General features: G+C 72.5%; 14 protein-coding genes. 8 read left to right on the top strand and 6 right to left on the bottom strand.

Annotated features, from left to right (window positions below; genetic code table 11):
- The gene (locus OO68_RS06540) at positions 1–1,314 is read right to left on the bottom strand and encodes an ATP-grasp domain-containing protein (RefSeq protein ID WP_033307169.1); all 1,314 of its coding nucleotides are present in this window, start codon (positions 1,312–1,314) and stop codon (positions 1–3) included.
- Positions 1,315–1,523: 209 nt separating this feature from the next.
- Here OO68_RS06540 and OO68_RS06535 point away from each other — a divergent pair, with 209 nt between their 5' ends.
- Complete coding sequence (locus OO68_RS06535) at positions 1,524–2,429, top strand: SDR family oxidoreductase (protein ID WP_078625226.1); 906 nt, start codon at positions 1,524–1,526, stop codon at positions 2,427–2,429.
- 6 nt (positions 2,430–2,435) lie between these two features.
- Here OO68_RS06535 and OO68_RS06530 read toward each other — a convergent pair whose 3' ends face one another.
- Positions 2,436–4,838, bottom strand: coding sequence for a SpoIIE family protein phosphatase (locus OO68_RS06530; protein ID WP_033307168.1), 2,403 nt, complete (start codon positions 4,836–4,838; stop codon positions 2,436–2,438).
- Positions 4,839–4,930: 92 nt separating this feature from the next.
- Positions 4,931–5,557: a LysE family translocator gene (locus tag OO68_RS06525; protein WP_033307167.1), complete on the bottom strand. Its 627-nt coding sequence runs from the start codon at positions 5,555–5,557 to the stop codon at positions 4,931–4,933.
- Positions 5,558–5,668: 111 nt separating this feature from the next.
- Here OO68_RS06525 and OO68_RS06520 point away from each other — a divergent pair, with 111 nt between their 5' ends.
- On the top strand, positions 5,669–6,121 hold the full coding sequence (locus OO68_RS06520) for an Lrp/AsnC family transcriptional regulator (protein WP_033307166.1): 453 nt from the start codon (positions 5,669–5,671) through the stop codon (positions 6,119–6,121).
- A gap of 21 nt (positions 6,122–6,142) precedes the next feature.
- On the opposite strand, the gene OO68_RS06515 is transcribed toward OO68_RS06520, so the two are convergent.
- A complete protein-coding gene (locus OO68_RS06515) occupies positions 6,143–7,081 on the bottom strand; it encodes an aminoglycoside phosphotransferase family protein (protein WP_245236914.1) in 939 nt (312 codons plus the stop codon).
- A 207-nt stretch (positions 7,082–7,288) separates the two neighbouring features.
- On the opposite strand from OO68_RS06515, the gene OO68_RS06510 reads away from it, so the two are divergent.
- From OO68_RS06510 to OO68_RS06500, 3 genes are all read left to right on the top strand, one after another.
- Positions 7,289–8,125 (top strand): alpha/beta fold hydrolase, encoded by an 837-nt coding sequence (locus OO68_RS06510; RefSeq protein ID WP_033307165.1) that lies wholly within the window; start codon positions 7,289–7,291, stop codon positions 8,123–8,125.
- A gap of 125 nt (positions 8,126–8,250) precedes the next feature.
- Positions 8,251–9,264 (top strand): AraC-like ligand-binding domain-containing protein, encoded by a 1,014-nt coding sequence (locus OO68_RS06505; protein ID WP_063739302.1) that lies wholly within the window; start codon positions 8,251–8,253, stop codon positions 9,262–9,264.
- 46 nt (positions 9,265–9,310) lie between these two features.
- Positions 9,311–9,979 (top strand): DUF5701 family protein, encoded by a 669-nt coding sequence (locus OO68_RS06500; RefSeq protein ID WP_033307164.1) that lies wholly within the window; start codon positions 9,311–9,313, stop codon positions 9,977–9,979.
- Positions 9,980–9,985: 6 nt separating this feature from the next.
- On the opposite strand, the gene OO68_RS06495 is transcribed toward OO68_RS06500, so the two are convergent.
- The gene (locus OO68_RS06495; RefSeq protein ID WP_167345876.1) at positions 9,986–12,310 is read right to left on the bottom strand and encodes an ATP-binding protein; all 2,325 of its coding nucleotides are present in this window, start codon (positions 12,308–12,310) and stop codon (positions 9,986–9,988) included.
- Positions 12,311–12,384: 74 nt separating this feature from the next.
- Between OO68_RS06495 and OO68_RS06490 the strand changes: the two genes are divergently transcribed.
- Positions 12,385–12,852 carry a MarR family winged helix-turn-helix transcriptional regulator gene (locus tag OO68_RS06490; protein WP_033307163.1) on the top strand — a complete coding sequence of 156 codons (468 nt, stop codon included), beginning with the start codon at positions 12,385–12,387 and terminating at the stop codon, positions 12,850–12,852.
- A gap of 57 nt (positions 12,853–12,909) precedes the next feature.
- Here the strand turns inward: OO68_RS06490 and OO68_RS06485 are convergent, their stop codons facing one another.
- Positions 12,910–13,404, bottom strand: a complete 495-nt coding sequence (locus OO68_RS06485; RefSeq protein ID WP_033307162.1) for a carboxymuconolactone decarboxylase family protein — start codon at positions 13,402–13,404, stop codon at positions 12,910–12,912.
- A gap of 87 nt (positions 13,405–13,491) precedes the next feature.
- On the opposite strand from OO68_RS06485, the gene OO68_RS06480 reads away from it, so the two are divergent.
- Positions 13,492–14,478, top strand: a complete 987-nt coding sequence (locus OO68_RS06480; RefSeq protein ID WP_033307161.1) for a pirin family protein — start codon at positions 13,492–13,494, stop codon at positions 14,476–14,478.
- A gap of 63 nt (positions 14,479–14,541) precedes the next feature.
- Entirely contained in the window at positions 14,542–14,880 is a 339-nt protein-coding gene (locus tag OO68_RS47120) for a GNAT family N-acetyltransferase (RefSeq protein WP_033307160.1), read from the top strand.
- Positions 14,881–14,898 lie beyond the last annotated feature (18 nt).

Below are 14,898 nucleotides of genomic sequence, written 5' to 3'. Positions count from 1 at the left end.
TCACTTCTCGGCTGCGTCGGCCTCGGCCGTGGCGTCCTCGAAGGCCAGACCCAGGGCGGCCACGCAGTGGTCGAACTTCTCCCGCAGCTCCGCCTCGTCCGCGCCGCCGGTGTAGATGTGCGCCAGCTCGTAGCTGTAACTGTCCTGTCCGGGCAGGTCCGAGAGCCGGTCGCCCTCCGCGGGAATCACCTCGATGCGCACCCCCGGTGTCTCCCGCTCGATGCGGGCGATCTCCTCGGGGCCCGGGACCCGGCGCACCACGCCGTCGGTGAACCAGCGGTGGTACCACTTCGCCGCCATGGCGTACTCGCCCTCGCGGTGCGGCATGTGCGGGTCCTCGCCGAGGGCGAGACGGACCATGCAGTGGTGGTTGGGCACGCCGTCGACGTACTGGAACAGCTCCGCGTGCGACTGGGAGTGCCGCGGGTTGATCTCCAGCAGGTTGATCTCCTGGGACCGCGGATCGTAGAAGTACTCGATGCTGAAGGTGGCCGAGTCCATCCCGATCTGCCGCATCACGCGCTCGCTGACGTCGTGGAGCTGCGCGATGACCGGCGGCGGCAGCGTCGAGGGGTACTGGTGGCGCAGGAAACAGGGGGAGTCCGGGTACTGGATGGAGTCCAGGACCCCGTAGACCGTCACCTCGCCCTGGTGGACATAGCCCTCGACGGCCACCTGGACGCCGGACATCGACTCCTCCGCGAGGCAGACCCGGCCGCCCACACCGTCCATCTCCGGCGGCAGGTCGATGCGTTCGAGGACGTGCTCGAAGGGCCGGCCGATGCGGGAGATGCCGTCGCGGATCTCGGTGACCGCCTTGTGGAACTCCTCCTCGTCACCCACTCCGAAGGCGAGCTCCGAGGAGTACGAGAGGGCGGGCTTGAGCCACATCGGGAAGGTCACATCCTGCGGCGGGCGCGGCGGCTCGGCCGACAGGTCGACCTGGCCGAAACGCGGGTGCCGGTCCGTGACCTTCTGCTGCTCCAGCCGGCTCCAGTACTTGTGCTCGCACTTGACCACCGACTCCAGGCTGGTGCTGCGGGTGCCGTAGCGCTCGCTCAGCATCGGGACGAGGGTGCTGACCGGGAAGTCCCAGTAGCCCACGATCGCGTCGATGCTGCCGTCGAACGCGTCGAGCACGCCCTGGGCCTTGTCGAGCAGCGTGGGCAGGTGCACTTCACCGACCTGGAGCTCCTCGATCGTCAGCAGCTGGTGAAAACGCAGCCGGTCGGCTCCCGGGACCTGCTGAAGCGTGGGCAGATTGGCCTCGTCGAGTCCGATCACGAAGACGTTCTTCACCGTCTCGTCAGACACGGCTCTCCTTCCGACGGCGTACGGCCCGAAGGCCGGCTTGCAAGATCCTCGGAGTACCCGTCGTGCCTGCCGGCATTCCGGTCCGGGCATCGCGCCCGTTCCGGGCGGCCGGGACATGCCCGCCGCCGTCCTGGGAACGCGGCCCGGGCAAGGACGGCGCGGCCGGTGAAGCGGGCCGCGCCGTGGACGACGCCGGCAAAGGGGCAGTTGTGCAGCCCGAGCAGGAAAAGTCCGCACCGCAGGTCGTGTCCGAGCCGGACCCGCCCTACGACTCCGACAAGCAGCAGCGGCCCGGCCTGGAGGCCGAGATGCGCAGCAAGCCGCGCTACCGGGCGAGCCGGTACCGCGCGAGCGGGAAGCTGGAGGGGAAGACCGCGCTGATCACCGGCGGCGACTCGGGCATCGGGCGGGCCGTGGCGCTGCTGTACGCACGCGAGGGCGCCGACGTCGCCGTGGTCCATCTGCCCGAGGAGCAGGTCGACGCGGAGCGCGTGCGCACCGAGGTGGAGGAGCAGGGCAGGCGCTGTCTGCTGCTGCCCGGCGACCTCACCGACCCGGAGTTCTGCCGTGCGGCGGTCGAACGGACGGCGGCGGAACTCGGCGGGCTGAACATCCTCGTGAGCAACGCCGCCTACCTCAACAGCAAACTGGAACTGGACCAGCTGACCGCGGAGGACTTCGACCTGACGTTCAAGACGAACGTCTACGCGTACTTCCACCTGCTCATGGCGGCCCTGCCCCATCTGCAACCCGGCGACGCGGTCATCGCCACCGCCACCGAGGAGGCCCTCAAGGGCAGCACCACGATGATCGACTACGCGGCGTCGAAGGCCGCGCTGATCACCCTGACCAAGTCCGTCGCCACGCACCTGGCCAAGCGGGGCGTGCGCGCCAACGTGGTCGCGCCGGGCCCGACGTGGACGCCCCTCAACGAGGCCGATCCGCACATGCCGCCGGACGGGCTCGCCCACATCGGCAGCGAGGCCCCGCTGGAACGCGCGGCCCAGCCCGAGGAGATCGCGCCGACGTACGTCTACCTCGCCTCCGACGCCGACTCCAGTTACACCGTCGGCGAGGTCATCGCGGTGACCGGCGGCATCGTCGACACGCGGTAGCCCGGCTCACAGCCCGGCGGACAGGGGCTGCTCCGCCCAGATGGTCTTGCCCGTGGCCGTCTGGCGGCTGCCCCACCGCTCGGCGAGCTGGGCGACGAGCAGCAGGCCCCGTCCGCCCTCGTCGAAGACCCGGGCCCGGCGCAGATGCGGCGCGGTGTTGCTGCCGTCGGACACCTCGCAGATGAGGGTCGAGTCGCGGATCAGCCGCAGTTCGATGGGGGCGCCGCCGTACCGCAGGGCGTTGGTGACCAGCTCGCTGACGATCAGTTCGGTGGCGAACTCCGCCTCCGTCAGGCCCCATTCGGCCAGCTGCTCGCCCGCCATCTTGCGGGCCCGGGCCACGGCCGCCGGCTCCGGGGGCAGCTGCCAGGTGTGCACCTTCGCGGCGTCGAGCACGGCCGTCCGCGCCAGCATCAGCACGATGTCGTCCTCGGGCCGGCCGGTCAGCACCGTGCGCAGCACGCGGTCGCAGGTCTCGTCGAGCGTGCCCCCGGGGGTGCTCAGCGCCCGGTGCAGCAGGCCGATCCCGACCTCGATGTCGTGGTCGGGCGCCTCGATCAGGCCGTCGGTGTAGAGGGTGAGGAGGCTGTTCTCCTCCAGTTGCACCTCGGTGGCCTCGAACGGCAGGCCGCCCAAACCCAGCGGCGGCCCGGCCGGCAGGTCCAGGAACCGTACGCCGCCCCCCGGGGTGACCAGCGCGGGCGCCGGATGCCCGGCGCGCGCCAGGGTGCAACGCCGGGACACCGGGTCGTACACCGCGTACAGGCAGGTGGCGCCGACCTGCCCCGAGGCCTCTTGCGCGCCGCGCACCTCCGGGCCCTCTTCCCGGTCCAGCCGGATGACGAGGTCGTCCAGCTGGGTGAGCAGCTCGTCGGGCGCGAGATCGACGTCCGCGAGCGTCCGCACGGCCGTCCGCAGCCGGCCCATGGTCGCCGACGCCTGGATGCCGTGGCCCACCACGTCACCCACCACGAGGGCCACGCGGGCGCCGGACAGCGGGATCACGTCGAACCAGTCGCCGCCGATGTCCGCGCCGGATCCGGTCGGCAGATAGCGGTAGGCGACCTCCAGCGCCGCCAGCTGCGGAGGCTGCTCGGGGAGCAGGCTGCGCTGGAGCGCCAGCGCCGTGCGGCGTTCGCGGGTGTACCGGCGGGCGTTGTCCACGCTCACCGCCGCCCGGGCGACGATCTCCTCCGCGAGCAGCAGGTCGTCCTCGCTGAACCACTCCGGCGTTCGGTGGCGGAGGAAGTGCACCATGCCCAGCGTCACACCCCGGGCGCGCAGCGGCACCATCATCACCGAATGGATCAGGTACCGCGACACGGTCTCGGCACGGGCGGGAGAGGACTCCAGCCATTCCCGCAGCTCCGGGTCCCCGGGCCGGTGCCGGACGCCCCGGCCGGCGTTCAGGGTCCGCAGCGGCAGCGTCCCCACCGGGTAGCGGGTCGTCTCGCCCGAGGCGACCACCGACTCCGGGCAGCCCTGGAGCACCGAGAGCTGCGCGGTGCGCCGCACGGTGACCGGTGTGTCCGGCGGCAGCGCTCCCGGCTCGTCCCCCAGGGCGACGGACTCCAGCAGGTCCACCGTGACGAAGTCCGCGAACCCGCCGGTCACGGCCACCTCGGCCATCTCCTCGGCCGTCCGGGTCACGTCCAGGGTGCTGCCGATGCGCAGACTGGCCTCGTTGAGCACCGCCAGCCGGCGGCGGGCCCAGTACTGCTCCGTCGTGTCGAACACGGTCGCCGACATGCCGTGGACCGTGCCGCTCTCGTCCTTCAGGGGTGACAGGAACATGGACCAGGCGTGCGGCCGGGTCTGGCCCGGGGCCTTGGAGTGTTCCTCGTGGAAGATCATCTCGCCGGTGCGCAGGACCTCGCGCTGGAGGCGGTCGTACTCGTCGAAGGGCGGGTTCGGCTCGATCTCCCACAGGGTGAGGCCCTTCATGTCCTCCTCGGACCTGCCCATGACCTCGGTCATGATCTCGTTGGCCGCCACCAGCCGGGCGTCGCGGTCGTAGACCGCCACCGGCACGGGGAGCTGGGCGAGAGTGAGGTCCCACAGCGGCAGGGTGCCCTGCCCGGCCGGGGCCGCCGGGTACACCGGCACGGTGCCGGTCACGAGCCAGAGCCGCCCGCCCGCGACGTCCGCCAGCGGTGTCCCCTGGAGCCGGACCACGACGCGGTTGCCGTTCCGGTGCCGCAGCGCCACCTCACCGGCCCAGCGCCGGCCGTCGGCCGCGTGCCGCCGCGTGGACTCCGGGAGCCGGGCGGCGAGCAGGTCGGTGACGGGCTTGCCCAGGAGCTCGGCGGGTTCGTAGCCGAGCAGACGGCGAGCGCCGTCGCTCCACACCATGATCGCCCCGTCGGCGTCGACGACGACCACCAAGTCGTCCGGTACGCGTCCCTCCACGGTGCCTCCGGGTGTGCCGCCCCAGCCTGCTCACGATTCCCTGCACCGATTGTCCCGCTACCGCCTCTTTGAGGCGCGTCTGCCAGGAGCCGTCAGACGGCCAGGCGCTCCACCAGCAGGAACCCGCCGATGACGATCATCATCGCGCCGGAGACACGGGTCACCGCCCGGGCCGCCGCCGGCCTGGTCCTCAGAACCGTGCGGGCCAGGACTCCTACGGTGAGGTAGACGACGGCGCAGGCGGTCATGTGCAGCGAGCCGAGCAGGCCGGTCTGGCCGGCGACCGGCCAGGCCCCCGCGGGGTCGATGAACTGCGGGAACAGGGAGAAGTAGAGCAGCAGGGCCTTGGGGTTCAGGCCGCTGATCCCGATGCCCCTGAGCATGACCCGCAGACGGGAGGCGCCCTCGGGGCCCGCCTCTTCCCCGGCGGCCGTCAGGGCGGCCGGCTGCCGCAGCACTCCCCAGCCGAGCCACACCAGGTAACCGGCCCCCGCCACGGTCAGCGCGGTGAGCAGCGTCGCCGAGCTCGCCACGATCACCACAAGACCCGCGACGGCGAGCAGGGTGTAGCCCGCGTATCCGGCGACCAGCCCGGCGACCGCCGGCACGACCGACCGGTCCCGCAGACCGGACGTGATCGCGTAGGCCCAGTCCGCGCCGGGGGTGAATATCAGCAGCAGATCCACTGCCAGGAAGGCCGCCAGCGTGGTCGTGTCCATCGATCGTTCCCTCTCACATACCGTGGTGCGAGAGGAAGGTTAGGCGGGATCGAACCGAAGGTGTTCCCTTCTTTACTCCTTGATCGCGCTGCCTGAGGCAGAATCTTCTCCATGGATGCCCTGGACCGGAAAATTCTTACCGAGCTACAGCTGGACGGCCGTCTCACGGTCACCGAGCTGGCCGCGCGCGTGAAGCTGAGCGTCTCGCCCTGCCACCGCAGGCTGCGCGACCTCGAACGCGAGGGCGCGATCCGCGGCTATCGCGCGGTGGTGGACCCGTCCGCCGTCGGCCTCGACTTCGAGGCCCTCGTCTTCGTCACCATGCGTCTGGAGGACGCCGACACGGTCTCCGCGTTCGAAGAGGCCGTGGCCGCCGTCCCGCACGTGCTCCAGGCCCAGCGGCTGTTCGGCGACCCCGACTACCTCCTGCGCGTCGCCGCCACCGACCTGACCGCCTTCCAGCGGCTCTACGACCAGCAGCTGGCCCGGCTCCCCGGCGTCCAGCGCCTCAACTCCACCCTCGTCATGAAGCACGTCGTCGACGACCGTCCGCTGCCCGAGTGAGCGGCCCGCGGGCCGCCGGTCTCAGCCGCCCAGCCCTCCGGCGAACGGCATCGACCGCCACTGCTCGACCGCCGGTTTGAGCGCGTCCACCAGCAGGGGCAGTTGCGGCGCGAGCGCGAGGCAGGCCACCGCGCGGGACATGCCCACCGCGTTGACGACCCGCAGCACGTCCTGGTCCAGCCGGCGCAGCCCCAGCCGCCCGGCCGCTTCGTCGTAAGCGGCCTCGCACTCGGGGCCGAGGGCCGCCAGGTCCCACTCGACCGGCCCGAGCGTGGTCAGTTCGAAATCGGAGTACAGGACGCCGGCCGGGCCGGAGACGATGTTGGCCGCCGGGGCGTCCCCGTGGACCGGCTGCAACGCGATGCCGGGGAACACCGCCTCGAACCCCGCCCGCGAGGCGACGACCGGCTCCAGGACCTCCCACTCGCGCCGCGCCCGGTCGAGATCGGCCGGCTCCAGGAGATCAGGGCGCGCTTCGAGCGCGGCGAGCCCCTCGGTGACGAACCGCGGTTCGGCCGCCGACAGGAACGGCAGTTCACCCGGGTAGGAGCGCAGCGCCAGGTGCAGGTCGGCGACCAGGGCGGCCTGGCGCACGAAATCCGGCTCGGCGCTCTGGTCCAGCTCGACGAACTGCCAGAAGGTCATGGAGAAGCCGTCCCGCAGCACGGGCTCACGCGGTACGAGCGGACTGGGCGGGATCACCGGGTGCCCCTGATCCGCGAGCCACCCCGTCACGGCCAGCTCCTGCCGCTGCCGGGCGGCCTGGGAACCGGCGTCGGCGTACGACGGCAGGACGGTCGGCACCCTGACCACCACGGGTGACGGAGCCAGGTGCACCACGACGGAGAACACGTCGTAGACGACCCTTGCCTCGGCCACGTCGAGCCCCAGATCGCGCCCCGCGCCGACGGCGGCGGCCAGCGCGCGGGAGGTGCGGGCGGACATCTGATCAGGTGTCATGAACCCTTCCATGGCGCCGATGCTGTCACGCCGCACGCAGGGGGCGCACCAGGTTAAGACCCCCGGCCGCCCGTCAGGCCGAGGACCCCCGGCCTCTTGTGCGCAGCGGGTCAACTCCCGTGCGCTGTGAGGCCATCGGCCCGGCCGGGGCCGTCCTAGCGTGGCCGGGTCCCTTGCACAAGCCGCTCGGAAACGAGGAAGCAGCACATGCCGTACATCACCGTGGGCCAGGAGAACTCCACCGCCGTCGACCTCTACTACGAGGACCACGGGTCCGGGCAGCCGGTCGTCCTCATCCACGGATTCCCGCTCGACGGCCACTCCTGGGAACGGCAGAGCGCGGTGCTGCTGGACGCCGGCTACCGCGTGATCACCTACGACCGGCGCGGCTTCGGGCAGTCCTCCCAGCCGACGGCCGGCTACGACTACGACACCTTCGCCGCCGACCTGAACACCGTGATGGAGACCCTCGACCTGCGAGACGCCGTCCTCGTCGGGTTCTCGATGGGCACCGGCGAGGTCGCCCGGTACGTGTCCCGCTACGGCTCCGACCGGGTCGCCAAGGCCGCCTTCCTCGCCTCCCTGGAGCCCTGCCTGCTCAAGTCCGACGACAACCCGGGCGGGGTCGCCCCGAAGGAGTTCTTCGACGGGGTCGTCGCGGCGGTGAAGGCCGACCGCTACGCCTACTACACGGACTTCTACAACGACTTCTACAACCTCGACGAGAACCTCGGCACCCGGATCAGCGAGGAGGCCGTGCGCAACAGCTGGCTCGTCGCCGCGCGCGGCGGGTTCTTCGCCGCGGCCGCCGCGCCCGCGACCTGGTACACCGACTTCCGCCCCGACATCCCGGCGATCGACGTGCCGGCCCTGATCCTGCACGGCACGGGCGACCGCATCCTGCCCGTGGAGGGGACCGCACGGCCGTTCCACAAGGCCCTTCCGGCCGCGGACTACGTGGAGATCGAGGGCGCCCCGCACGGTCTGCTGTGGACCCACGCGGAGGAGGTCAACGCGGCGCTGCTCGCCTTCCTGGCGAAGTGATCCTCGCAGCGATCCGATTCTTCCCCCGATTCTTCCTGGACCGCCCCGGGGCGGCGTGGTGACATCGACGAGACCGGCAGCGCAGACCACCTGCCGGCCTCGACGATGCCCAGGGGGGAATGCAGGTGCCCGTCGTCCTTTCCACCGCGTCACTGTCCGCGGCCGAACGGGGGGAGCGCTGGCACCACGCGGTGAGCCGCACCTTCATCCCGCTCGACGTACGACTCCTCGAGGACGATCCGTCGCCCGGCCGCATCGTCAGCAACCGCCTGGGTTCCTTACAGGTCTCGCAGGTCGAGGCCGGTCCGCAGGTCGTGACCCGCAGCAGGAAGCTGATCGCCCGGGACGGCAAGGAGTTCCTCATCCTGACCCTGCAGCGGCGGGGCAGCGCCCTGAAGGAGCAGGACGGCAGGGAGGCACGCATCGGACCGGGCGACTTCTCCCTCTCCGACTCCTCCCGGCTGTTCCGGAAGAAGGTGGAGGACGGGTTCTGGTTCACCTCCTTCCACTTCCCCCGCCAGGATCTCCGGGTGCGGGACGCGGACCTGCGGGCGCTGACCGCCACGGCGTTCTCCGGCCGGGAGGGCAGCGCCGCCCTGGTGGCCACCTACTTCGCGCGGCTGGCCCGCGAAGCGGCGCACCTCGACGCCGTCGCCGGCCGGCAGTACGCCGCCACGGCGCTGGACCTGCTGGCGCTGCTGATCGACGAGCGGTCCGGCCGGTTCGCCCTCCAGGCCCCGGAGACCGCCGCGGCCACCCTCGTGCGCGTCAAGGACCACATCCTGCGCCACCTCGCCGACCCCGGCCTCGCACCGCCCGCGATCGCCGCCGCGCACTTCGTATCGGTCCGCTACCTGCACAAGCTGTTCGAGCCGGAGGGCGTGACGGTCGGGGAGTGGATCCGGACGCAGCGGCTGGAGCGGTGCCGCAGGGATCTGCTGCGCTCCCCGGCCCAGGGGGACGGGGTCGCGGCCGTCGCCCGGCGCTGGGGGTTCACCAGCCCCAGCCACTTCAGCCGCGCCTTCCGCACGGCCTACGGGATGACGCCCCGCGCATGGCGGATCCACGGCCTGGCCGCCGGAGCGTCGACGGACGAAGCGGAGCGGGAACATCCCGGCACACCGGCTCGTTGCCCCTGAGTTCGCCCACGTCGAGTCCGCCCGTGTCGCCGACCCAAGGAGCATCGTGCCCGAGACCGCGCCCGACCCGTCCACCGTTCTGACCGCACCCCCGGCCCTGAGCGCGCAGGCCGAGCGGCTGATCGAGCTCGGGGTGCACGAGATCGCCGGCCTGTCCGCCGAGGAGATCCGCAGCTTCGCCGCGCGCGCCGAAGCCGGGGCCGACGGCCGGGGTGCCCTGCTGGCCGTGCACCCGGACCGGGCGCCCGCCTCGGCCCTCGCGCCGCTGCTGCGCCGCGACGGCAAGCCGGGCTTCGTCGTCGTCGACATGCCCGACGTCGACGAGTTCGCACCCTCAGCCCTCGAACTGCCCGACGCCCCGCTCTACCTCGTCCACGGCATCGACCGCGGCGACCACATGGCCAACTGGTCGCCGGACGAGGCACTGCCCGCCCTCACCAAGGAGGACCGCACCCCGCTGGTGCTCACCGAGGGCATCCACTGGGTGCTCCAGCAGCCCGAGGCCCTGGAGCGGAACCTCTGCTTCATGACCATCGGCTCCCGGCTGCGCAAGCCCAACGGCAGCTTCGACGCCCGCACTCCGGCCATCTGGATCAGCAACGGCACCGGCCGGGACGGCCGCGAGCGCCGCAACGCGCCCAAGGTCGGCTGGTGCTGGTGGAACAACCGGCACACCTGGCTGGGCTTCGCCTCCACGACGGGCCGCCGGGGCTGAGTCCCGTCACTGCGCGAACCGGATGAGCGGCGCCGGCCGCCCCGCGGTCAGTGCGGCGAGACCTGCGCGGGCCTCGTCCCGCACGTCCGCGGGCACACGGTCCTCCAGGGCGAGCGCGGCCCGGTACTCCGCGGCGGCCTCGGCCCGCTCGCCGAGACACGCCAGCGCATGCGCCAGATGCAGGTGCACCTTGCCCGCCTGCTTGTGCCATCCGCGGGCGTCGAACTGCCCGCGGACGGACCGCAGCGCCTCGACGGCGTCCTGCCACCGCCCCTCGTCGAGGTGGACGAACGACACCGCGTAGAGGGCGGTCAGGACGGTGAACTCGCGGACGTTGGCGGGGATCCGGTCCCCGTGCCGGGGATCCGCGAGCGCGTCCATGATGCCCCGGCAGGTCTCCACGGCCGCGTCACCGCGCCCTGCCCCGCGCAGCACCCGGATCATCCCGCAGGACACCTGGAGGTAGCCGTTGACGTCGTCCGCCTCGGTGAACAGCTCCATGGCGCGGTGATAGTGGTCGGCCGCGGGCGCCGCCCCGCCGACGGCGTCCCGCAGCCAGCCGAGGTACGCGTGGGCCCACGCCTGCTGGAGGACGTCGCCGGCCGCCCCGGCCAGCCGCAGCGCGTCCGTGGCCGACTCCACCGCCTCGTCGTGCCGGCGTGCGCAGGCCCAGTACGCCCAGGCGAGGTAGTTGCGGTGGGTCGCCTCCAGCGCGGCATGGCCCAGGGCCGCCCCGGCCGCGGCGGCACGCTCGTAGACCTCGACCCAGTGGCCCCAGGACACCCAGTGGTCGGAGAACCAGTGCATGGCCTCCGCGACCTCGGCGACCCGGGTGTGCTCGCCGTGGGCCGCGGCCTCCCGGAACGCGTCCAGCCAGAGGTCGCCCTCGGCCTTGATCCAGCGCGCCGCCTGCTCGCGGTCGTCCAGGGCGACCAGCCGGCCGGGATCCGCCGGTGGCATCCCGTAGCCCGGCTCGTGCCAGCGTCCGGCGAGGACGGCCGTGTCCAGCAGCCAGTGCCGTAACCGGGCCCGCGCGGCGAGCGATCTCTCCTCCCCGTCCTGCGAGCGGTGCCGGGCCGCCGCGTACAGGCGCAGCAGGTCGTGCAGCCGGTAGCGGTCCTGACGGGACGTCATCAGCAATCCGGCTTCCAGCAGTTCCTCCAGGAGGTCCTCGGCATCGGGCAGGGGCACGTCCGCGAGCACGGCGGCCGGGGCGGCGCTGAAATCACCGCCCGGCAGGAGCGACAGCAGCCGGAACATCCGGGCGGCCTCGGGAGCCAGCCGGGAACACGACAGCGCGAAGGCGGAGTTGACCCGCAGATCACCCGCGCTGAGCGCGTCGAGCCGGCGGTCCTCGTCGGCGAGCCGGCCGGCGAGCCGCTCCAGGCTCCAGTGGGTGCGGGTGGCAGCCCAGTTCGCCGCCACCCGCAGCGCCAGCGGCAGATGCCCGCACAACGCGCCGACGACCTCCGCGGCCCCCGGCTCGGCGTCCACCCGCCCGGCGCCCACCACGGCCCGCAGCAGGGCGGCGGACTCCTCACGGCTCAGCACCCCGAGCTCGACGCGCCGTACCCCTTCCAGACCGGCGAGCGTACGGCGGCTCGTCACCACCACCAGCAGTCGCCCCGCACGCGGCAGCAGCGGCCTGACCTGGGCCTCGCCGCCTGCGTTGTCCAGCACCAGGACCGCACGGAGCCCGGCGGCGAGCTCGTGGTAGCGGGCGAGACGCTCCTCGGCGGTCAGCCGGGCCAGCTCGCCGTCCCCCACGCCCCACGCGGCCAGCAGCGCCGCCACGGCCTGGCCGGCCGGCAGCGGACGGTCGTCCAGGCCCCGCATGTCCACCAGGAACGCCCCGTCGGGGCAGGGCGATTCGGGCTCCTCGGCCAGCCGCACCGCCAGCGAGGTCTTGCCGCTTCCGGGCGGGCCGGTCACGACGGCCGCGGGCGGCGCCACTCCTCGGCCCTCGGCGGCCTCCCGCGCGAGAGCGCGCAGCACGGTCAGTTCCGCCCGCCGGCCGACGAAGTCCCGCACACCCCGCGGCAGCGTGAGGGGCGAGACCCTGACGCCTTCGGCGGGCCGCGCCCCGGGCCGGGCCGCGCGGGCGGCCGCGAGAAGGTCCGCGTACCCCGCCTCGTCCAGGTCCAGGCCCTGGGCGAGCGCCGTGACGGTGCCCCGGTGCGGACGCCGGCTCCGGCCCCGCTCCATGTCACCGATGGCACGCCCCGAGATCCCCGACGCCTCGGCCAGCTCCTCGATCGTCAGCCGACGGCTGTGCCGCAGCGCGCGCAGCAGCCGGCCGAACGGAGCCGTGATCGTCACCCCAGTGCCCACCGCGCGATGATACGTGCGGCCCATGACGCTTTCTTCCCATTGGGTGATGTATCAACCGTGTCTACACTGCCACCATGGCGGAGACGGTGCGATGGCTTACGCCGGAGGAGCAGCGCGCATGGCGTGGATTCGTCCGGCTGCACGAGCGGCTCGGCGGGCGGCTGGGGCGCCTGCTGCAGTCCGAGTCGAAGGTGTCCCCGGCGGATTTCGCGGTGCTGGTGCACCTGACGGACAGTCCGCACGGGCGGCAGCGCTACCAGGATCTGGCCCGGTCCCTGGAGTGGGAAAAGAGCCGGATGTCCCACCACATCGCGCGGATGGCCGGACGGGGCATGGTCGTCCGGGAGGAGTGCCCCGACGACGGGCGCGGCGCGTTCGTGGTGATCACGGACGCCGGGCGCGAGGCGATCGAGGCCGCCGCGCCCCGTCACGTCGAGGCGGTGCGCGACCTGTTCCTTGACCATGTCACGCCTGCCGAACTGCGGGTGCTGACCGAGATCTCCGAGCGCGTCATCCGCAGGATGGACGAGGACCCGTCCTGATCCGGGAGGAGCCGGACGGATGAGCGCGGTGCCGCCGCTGCCCCGCCCTCGGCGCGTTCACGGCTGGTCCGCCGCGTGCGGCCGCACCGGATGCCGGCTGAGGACCGACACCCGGTTGAACGCGCCGATGGTGATCGCCACCCAGATGGCGGCGGAGATCTGGTCCTCGGTCAGCACCTGCCGGGCTGTCGCGTAGGCGTCCGCGTGCGCCGCGGTGTCCGCCGGAGCGTTCGTCGCCTCCGCAAGTCCGAGCGCCGCGCGCTCGACCGGGGTGAACAGCTCGGTGTCCCGCCAGACCGTCAGCACCGCCAGCCGCTGAGACGACTCTCCCGCGCGCAGGGCCTTCCTGGTGTGCAGGTCGAGGCAGAAGGCGCAGCCGTTCATCTGGGAGACGCGGAGGTTGATCAGTTCGACCGTCGTCCGGTCGAGCCCCGCCTCGGCGGCCGTCGCCCGGACCGCCTCCGAGGTCTGCACCAGGGCGTGGAAGGCCTTGGGGCTCTGCTTGTCGATGAAAACCCTCCGGGACGCCGGACCGGTGGTTCCGTCGCTCACTCCACGCCTCCATGCGCTGTGGCCGTCAGTCTGCCTCCGTGGCATCCTAGTTGATGTGACAACTAGAGCGGGTGAGAGGTGGTCCCGGTGAGCAATGTCGAAACCGACCCGGCCGCGCTGAGGTGCGGAACGGTCGTCGACGGCGACCGTCCGGCCACGGCACCCCGGGTCGAGGTGCTGTCGGCGCGCGAAGTGCCCCTGGGCGGACCGCGGGCCCTGCTCGTGCGCCGGACACTGCCGCAGCGGGCCAGGACACTGATCGGAGCCTGGTGCTTCGCCGACCACTACGGCCCGGTCGACGCCGGTGCGACGGGCATGGACGTGCCCCCGCATCCGCACACCGGCCTCCAGACGGTGAGCTGGCTGTTCAGCGGCGAGATCGAACACCGCGACTCCCTCGGCACCCACGCCCTGGTCCGGCCCGGCGAGATGAACCTCATGACCGGCGGATACGGCATCGCCCACTCGGAGGTCTCCACTCCCGACACCACCGTCCTCCACGGCGTCCAGCTGTGGGTGGCACTGCCCGAGGAGCACCGGAACGCCGCCCGGGACTTCCAGCACCACGTGCCCCGCCCCGTGCGGGCCGACGGCGCCGAGATCAAGGTTTTCCTCGGCTCGCTCGCCGGCAGCGCCTCACCGGTGCGGTCGTTCACGCCCCTGCTCGGCGCCGAGATCGTCCTCGAACCGCACGCGACGCTCACCCTCGCCGTGGACACCGCCTTCGAGCACGGCCTCCTCGTCGACAGCGGGGACGTCCGCCTCATCGGCACTCCGCTGCGCCCGGCGGAACTGGGCTACGTCCCCTGCGGCACCGACACCCTGACGGTGGCCAACGACTCCGACGCGCCCGCGCGCACCGTCCTGCTCGGGGGCCCTCCCTTCGAGGAGGAGATCGTCATGTGGTGGAACTTCATCGGCCGCAGCCACGCGGACATCGTCCAGGCCCGGGAGGACTGGCAGGCCGGCTCCGACCGCTTCGGCGCTGTCGAGGGCCACCCCGGACGCCGCCTGCCCGCACCCGCCTTGCCGAACGCCGTCATCACACCGCGCGGGAACCCCGCCCGCCGCTGAGGTCCCGACGGGCCGGGCACCCGCGCCGCCCGACCCCCTGCCCGACCACATGAAAGGCACCCGATGAGCCAGTCCTCCGCCGTTCCTTCCGTCCAGCGGTCCGACACCGAGCAGTTGTACGCGATCCTGGTCGACGGACGCCGTGCCGGGCTGACGGCCTACCGCGACCGCGGCGAGCAGCGCGTCTTCTTCCACACGGAGATCGACGACGCCTTCGCCGGCCAGGGCCTGGCCGGGGAGCTGGTCCGGCAGGCGCTCGCCGACGTGCGCGCGTCGGGCAAGCGGATCGTGCCGGTCTGCCCGTACGTCGCGGCGTACCTCAAGCGCCATGACGATTTCGCCGACATCACCGACCCCGTGACGCCGGACGTCCTGGGATGGCTGAAGGAACAAATGCCCTGAGAAGAAGGGCCCGGGGCG

Origin of the sequence: Streptomyces iakyrus (assembly GCF_000717055.1) — a bacterium.
GTDB lineage: Bacteria > Actinomycetota > Actinomycetes > Streptomycetales > Streptomycetaceae > Streptomyces > Streptomyces iakyrus.
This window is presented reverse-complemented; position numbering and strand designations above follow the sequence as displayed.

What these genes read in the sequence shown, in the direction of transcription:
- OO68_RS06525 (WP_033307167.1), bottom strand. Translation starts at nt 5,557, where the DNA reads ATGGACACGACCACGCTGGCGGCCTTCCTGGCAGTGGATCTGCTGCTG.
- OO68_RS06520 (WP_033307166.1), top strand. Translation starts at nt 5,669, where the DNA reads ATGGATGCCCTGGACCGGAAAATTCTTACCGAGCTACAGCTGGACGGC.
- OO68_RS06515 (WP_245236914.1), bottom strand. Translation starts at nt 7,081, where the DNA reads ATGACACCTGATCAGATGTCCGCCCGCACCTCCCGCGCGCTGGCCGCC.
- OO68_RS06510 (WP_033307165.1), top strand. Translation starts at nt 7,289, where the DNA reads ATGCCGTACATCACCGTGGGCCAGGAGAACTCCACCGCCGTCGACCTC.
- OO68_RS06490 (WP_033307163.1), top strand. Translation starts at nt 12,385, where the DNA reads ATGGCGGAGACGGTGCGATGGCTTACGCCGGAGGAGCAGCGCGCATGG.
- OO68_RS47120 (WP_033307160.1), top strand. Translation starts at nt 14,542, where the DNA reads ATGAGCCAGTCCTCCGCCGTTCCTTCCGTCCAGCGGTCCGACACCGAG.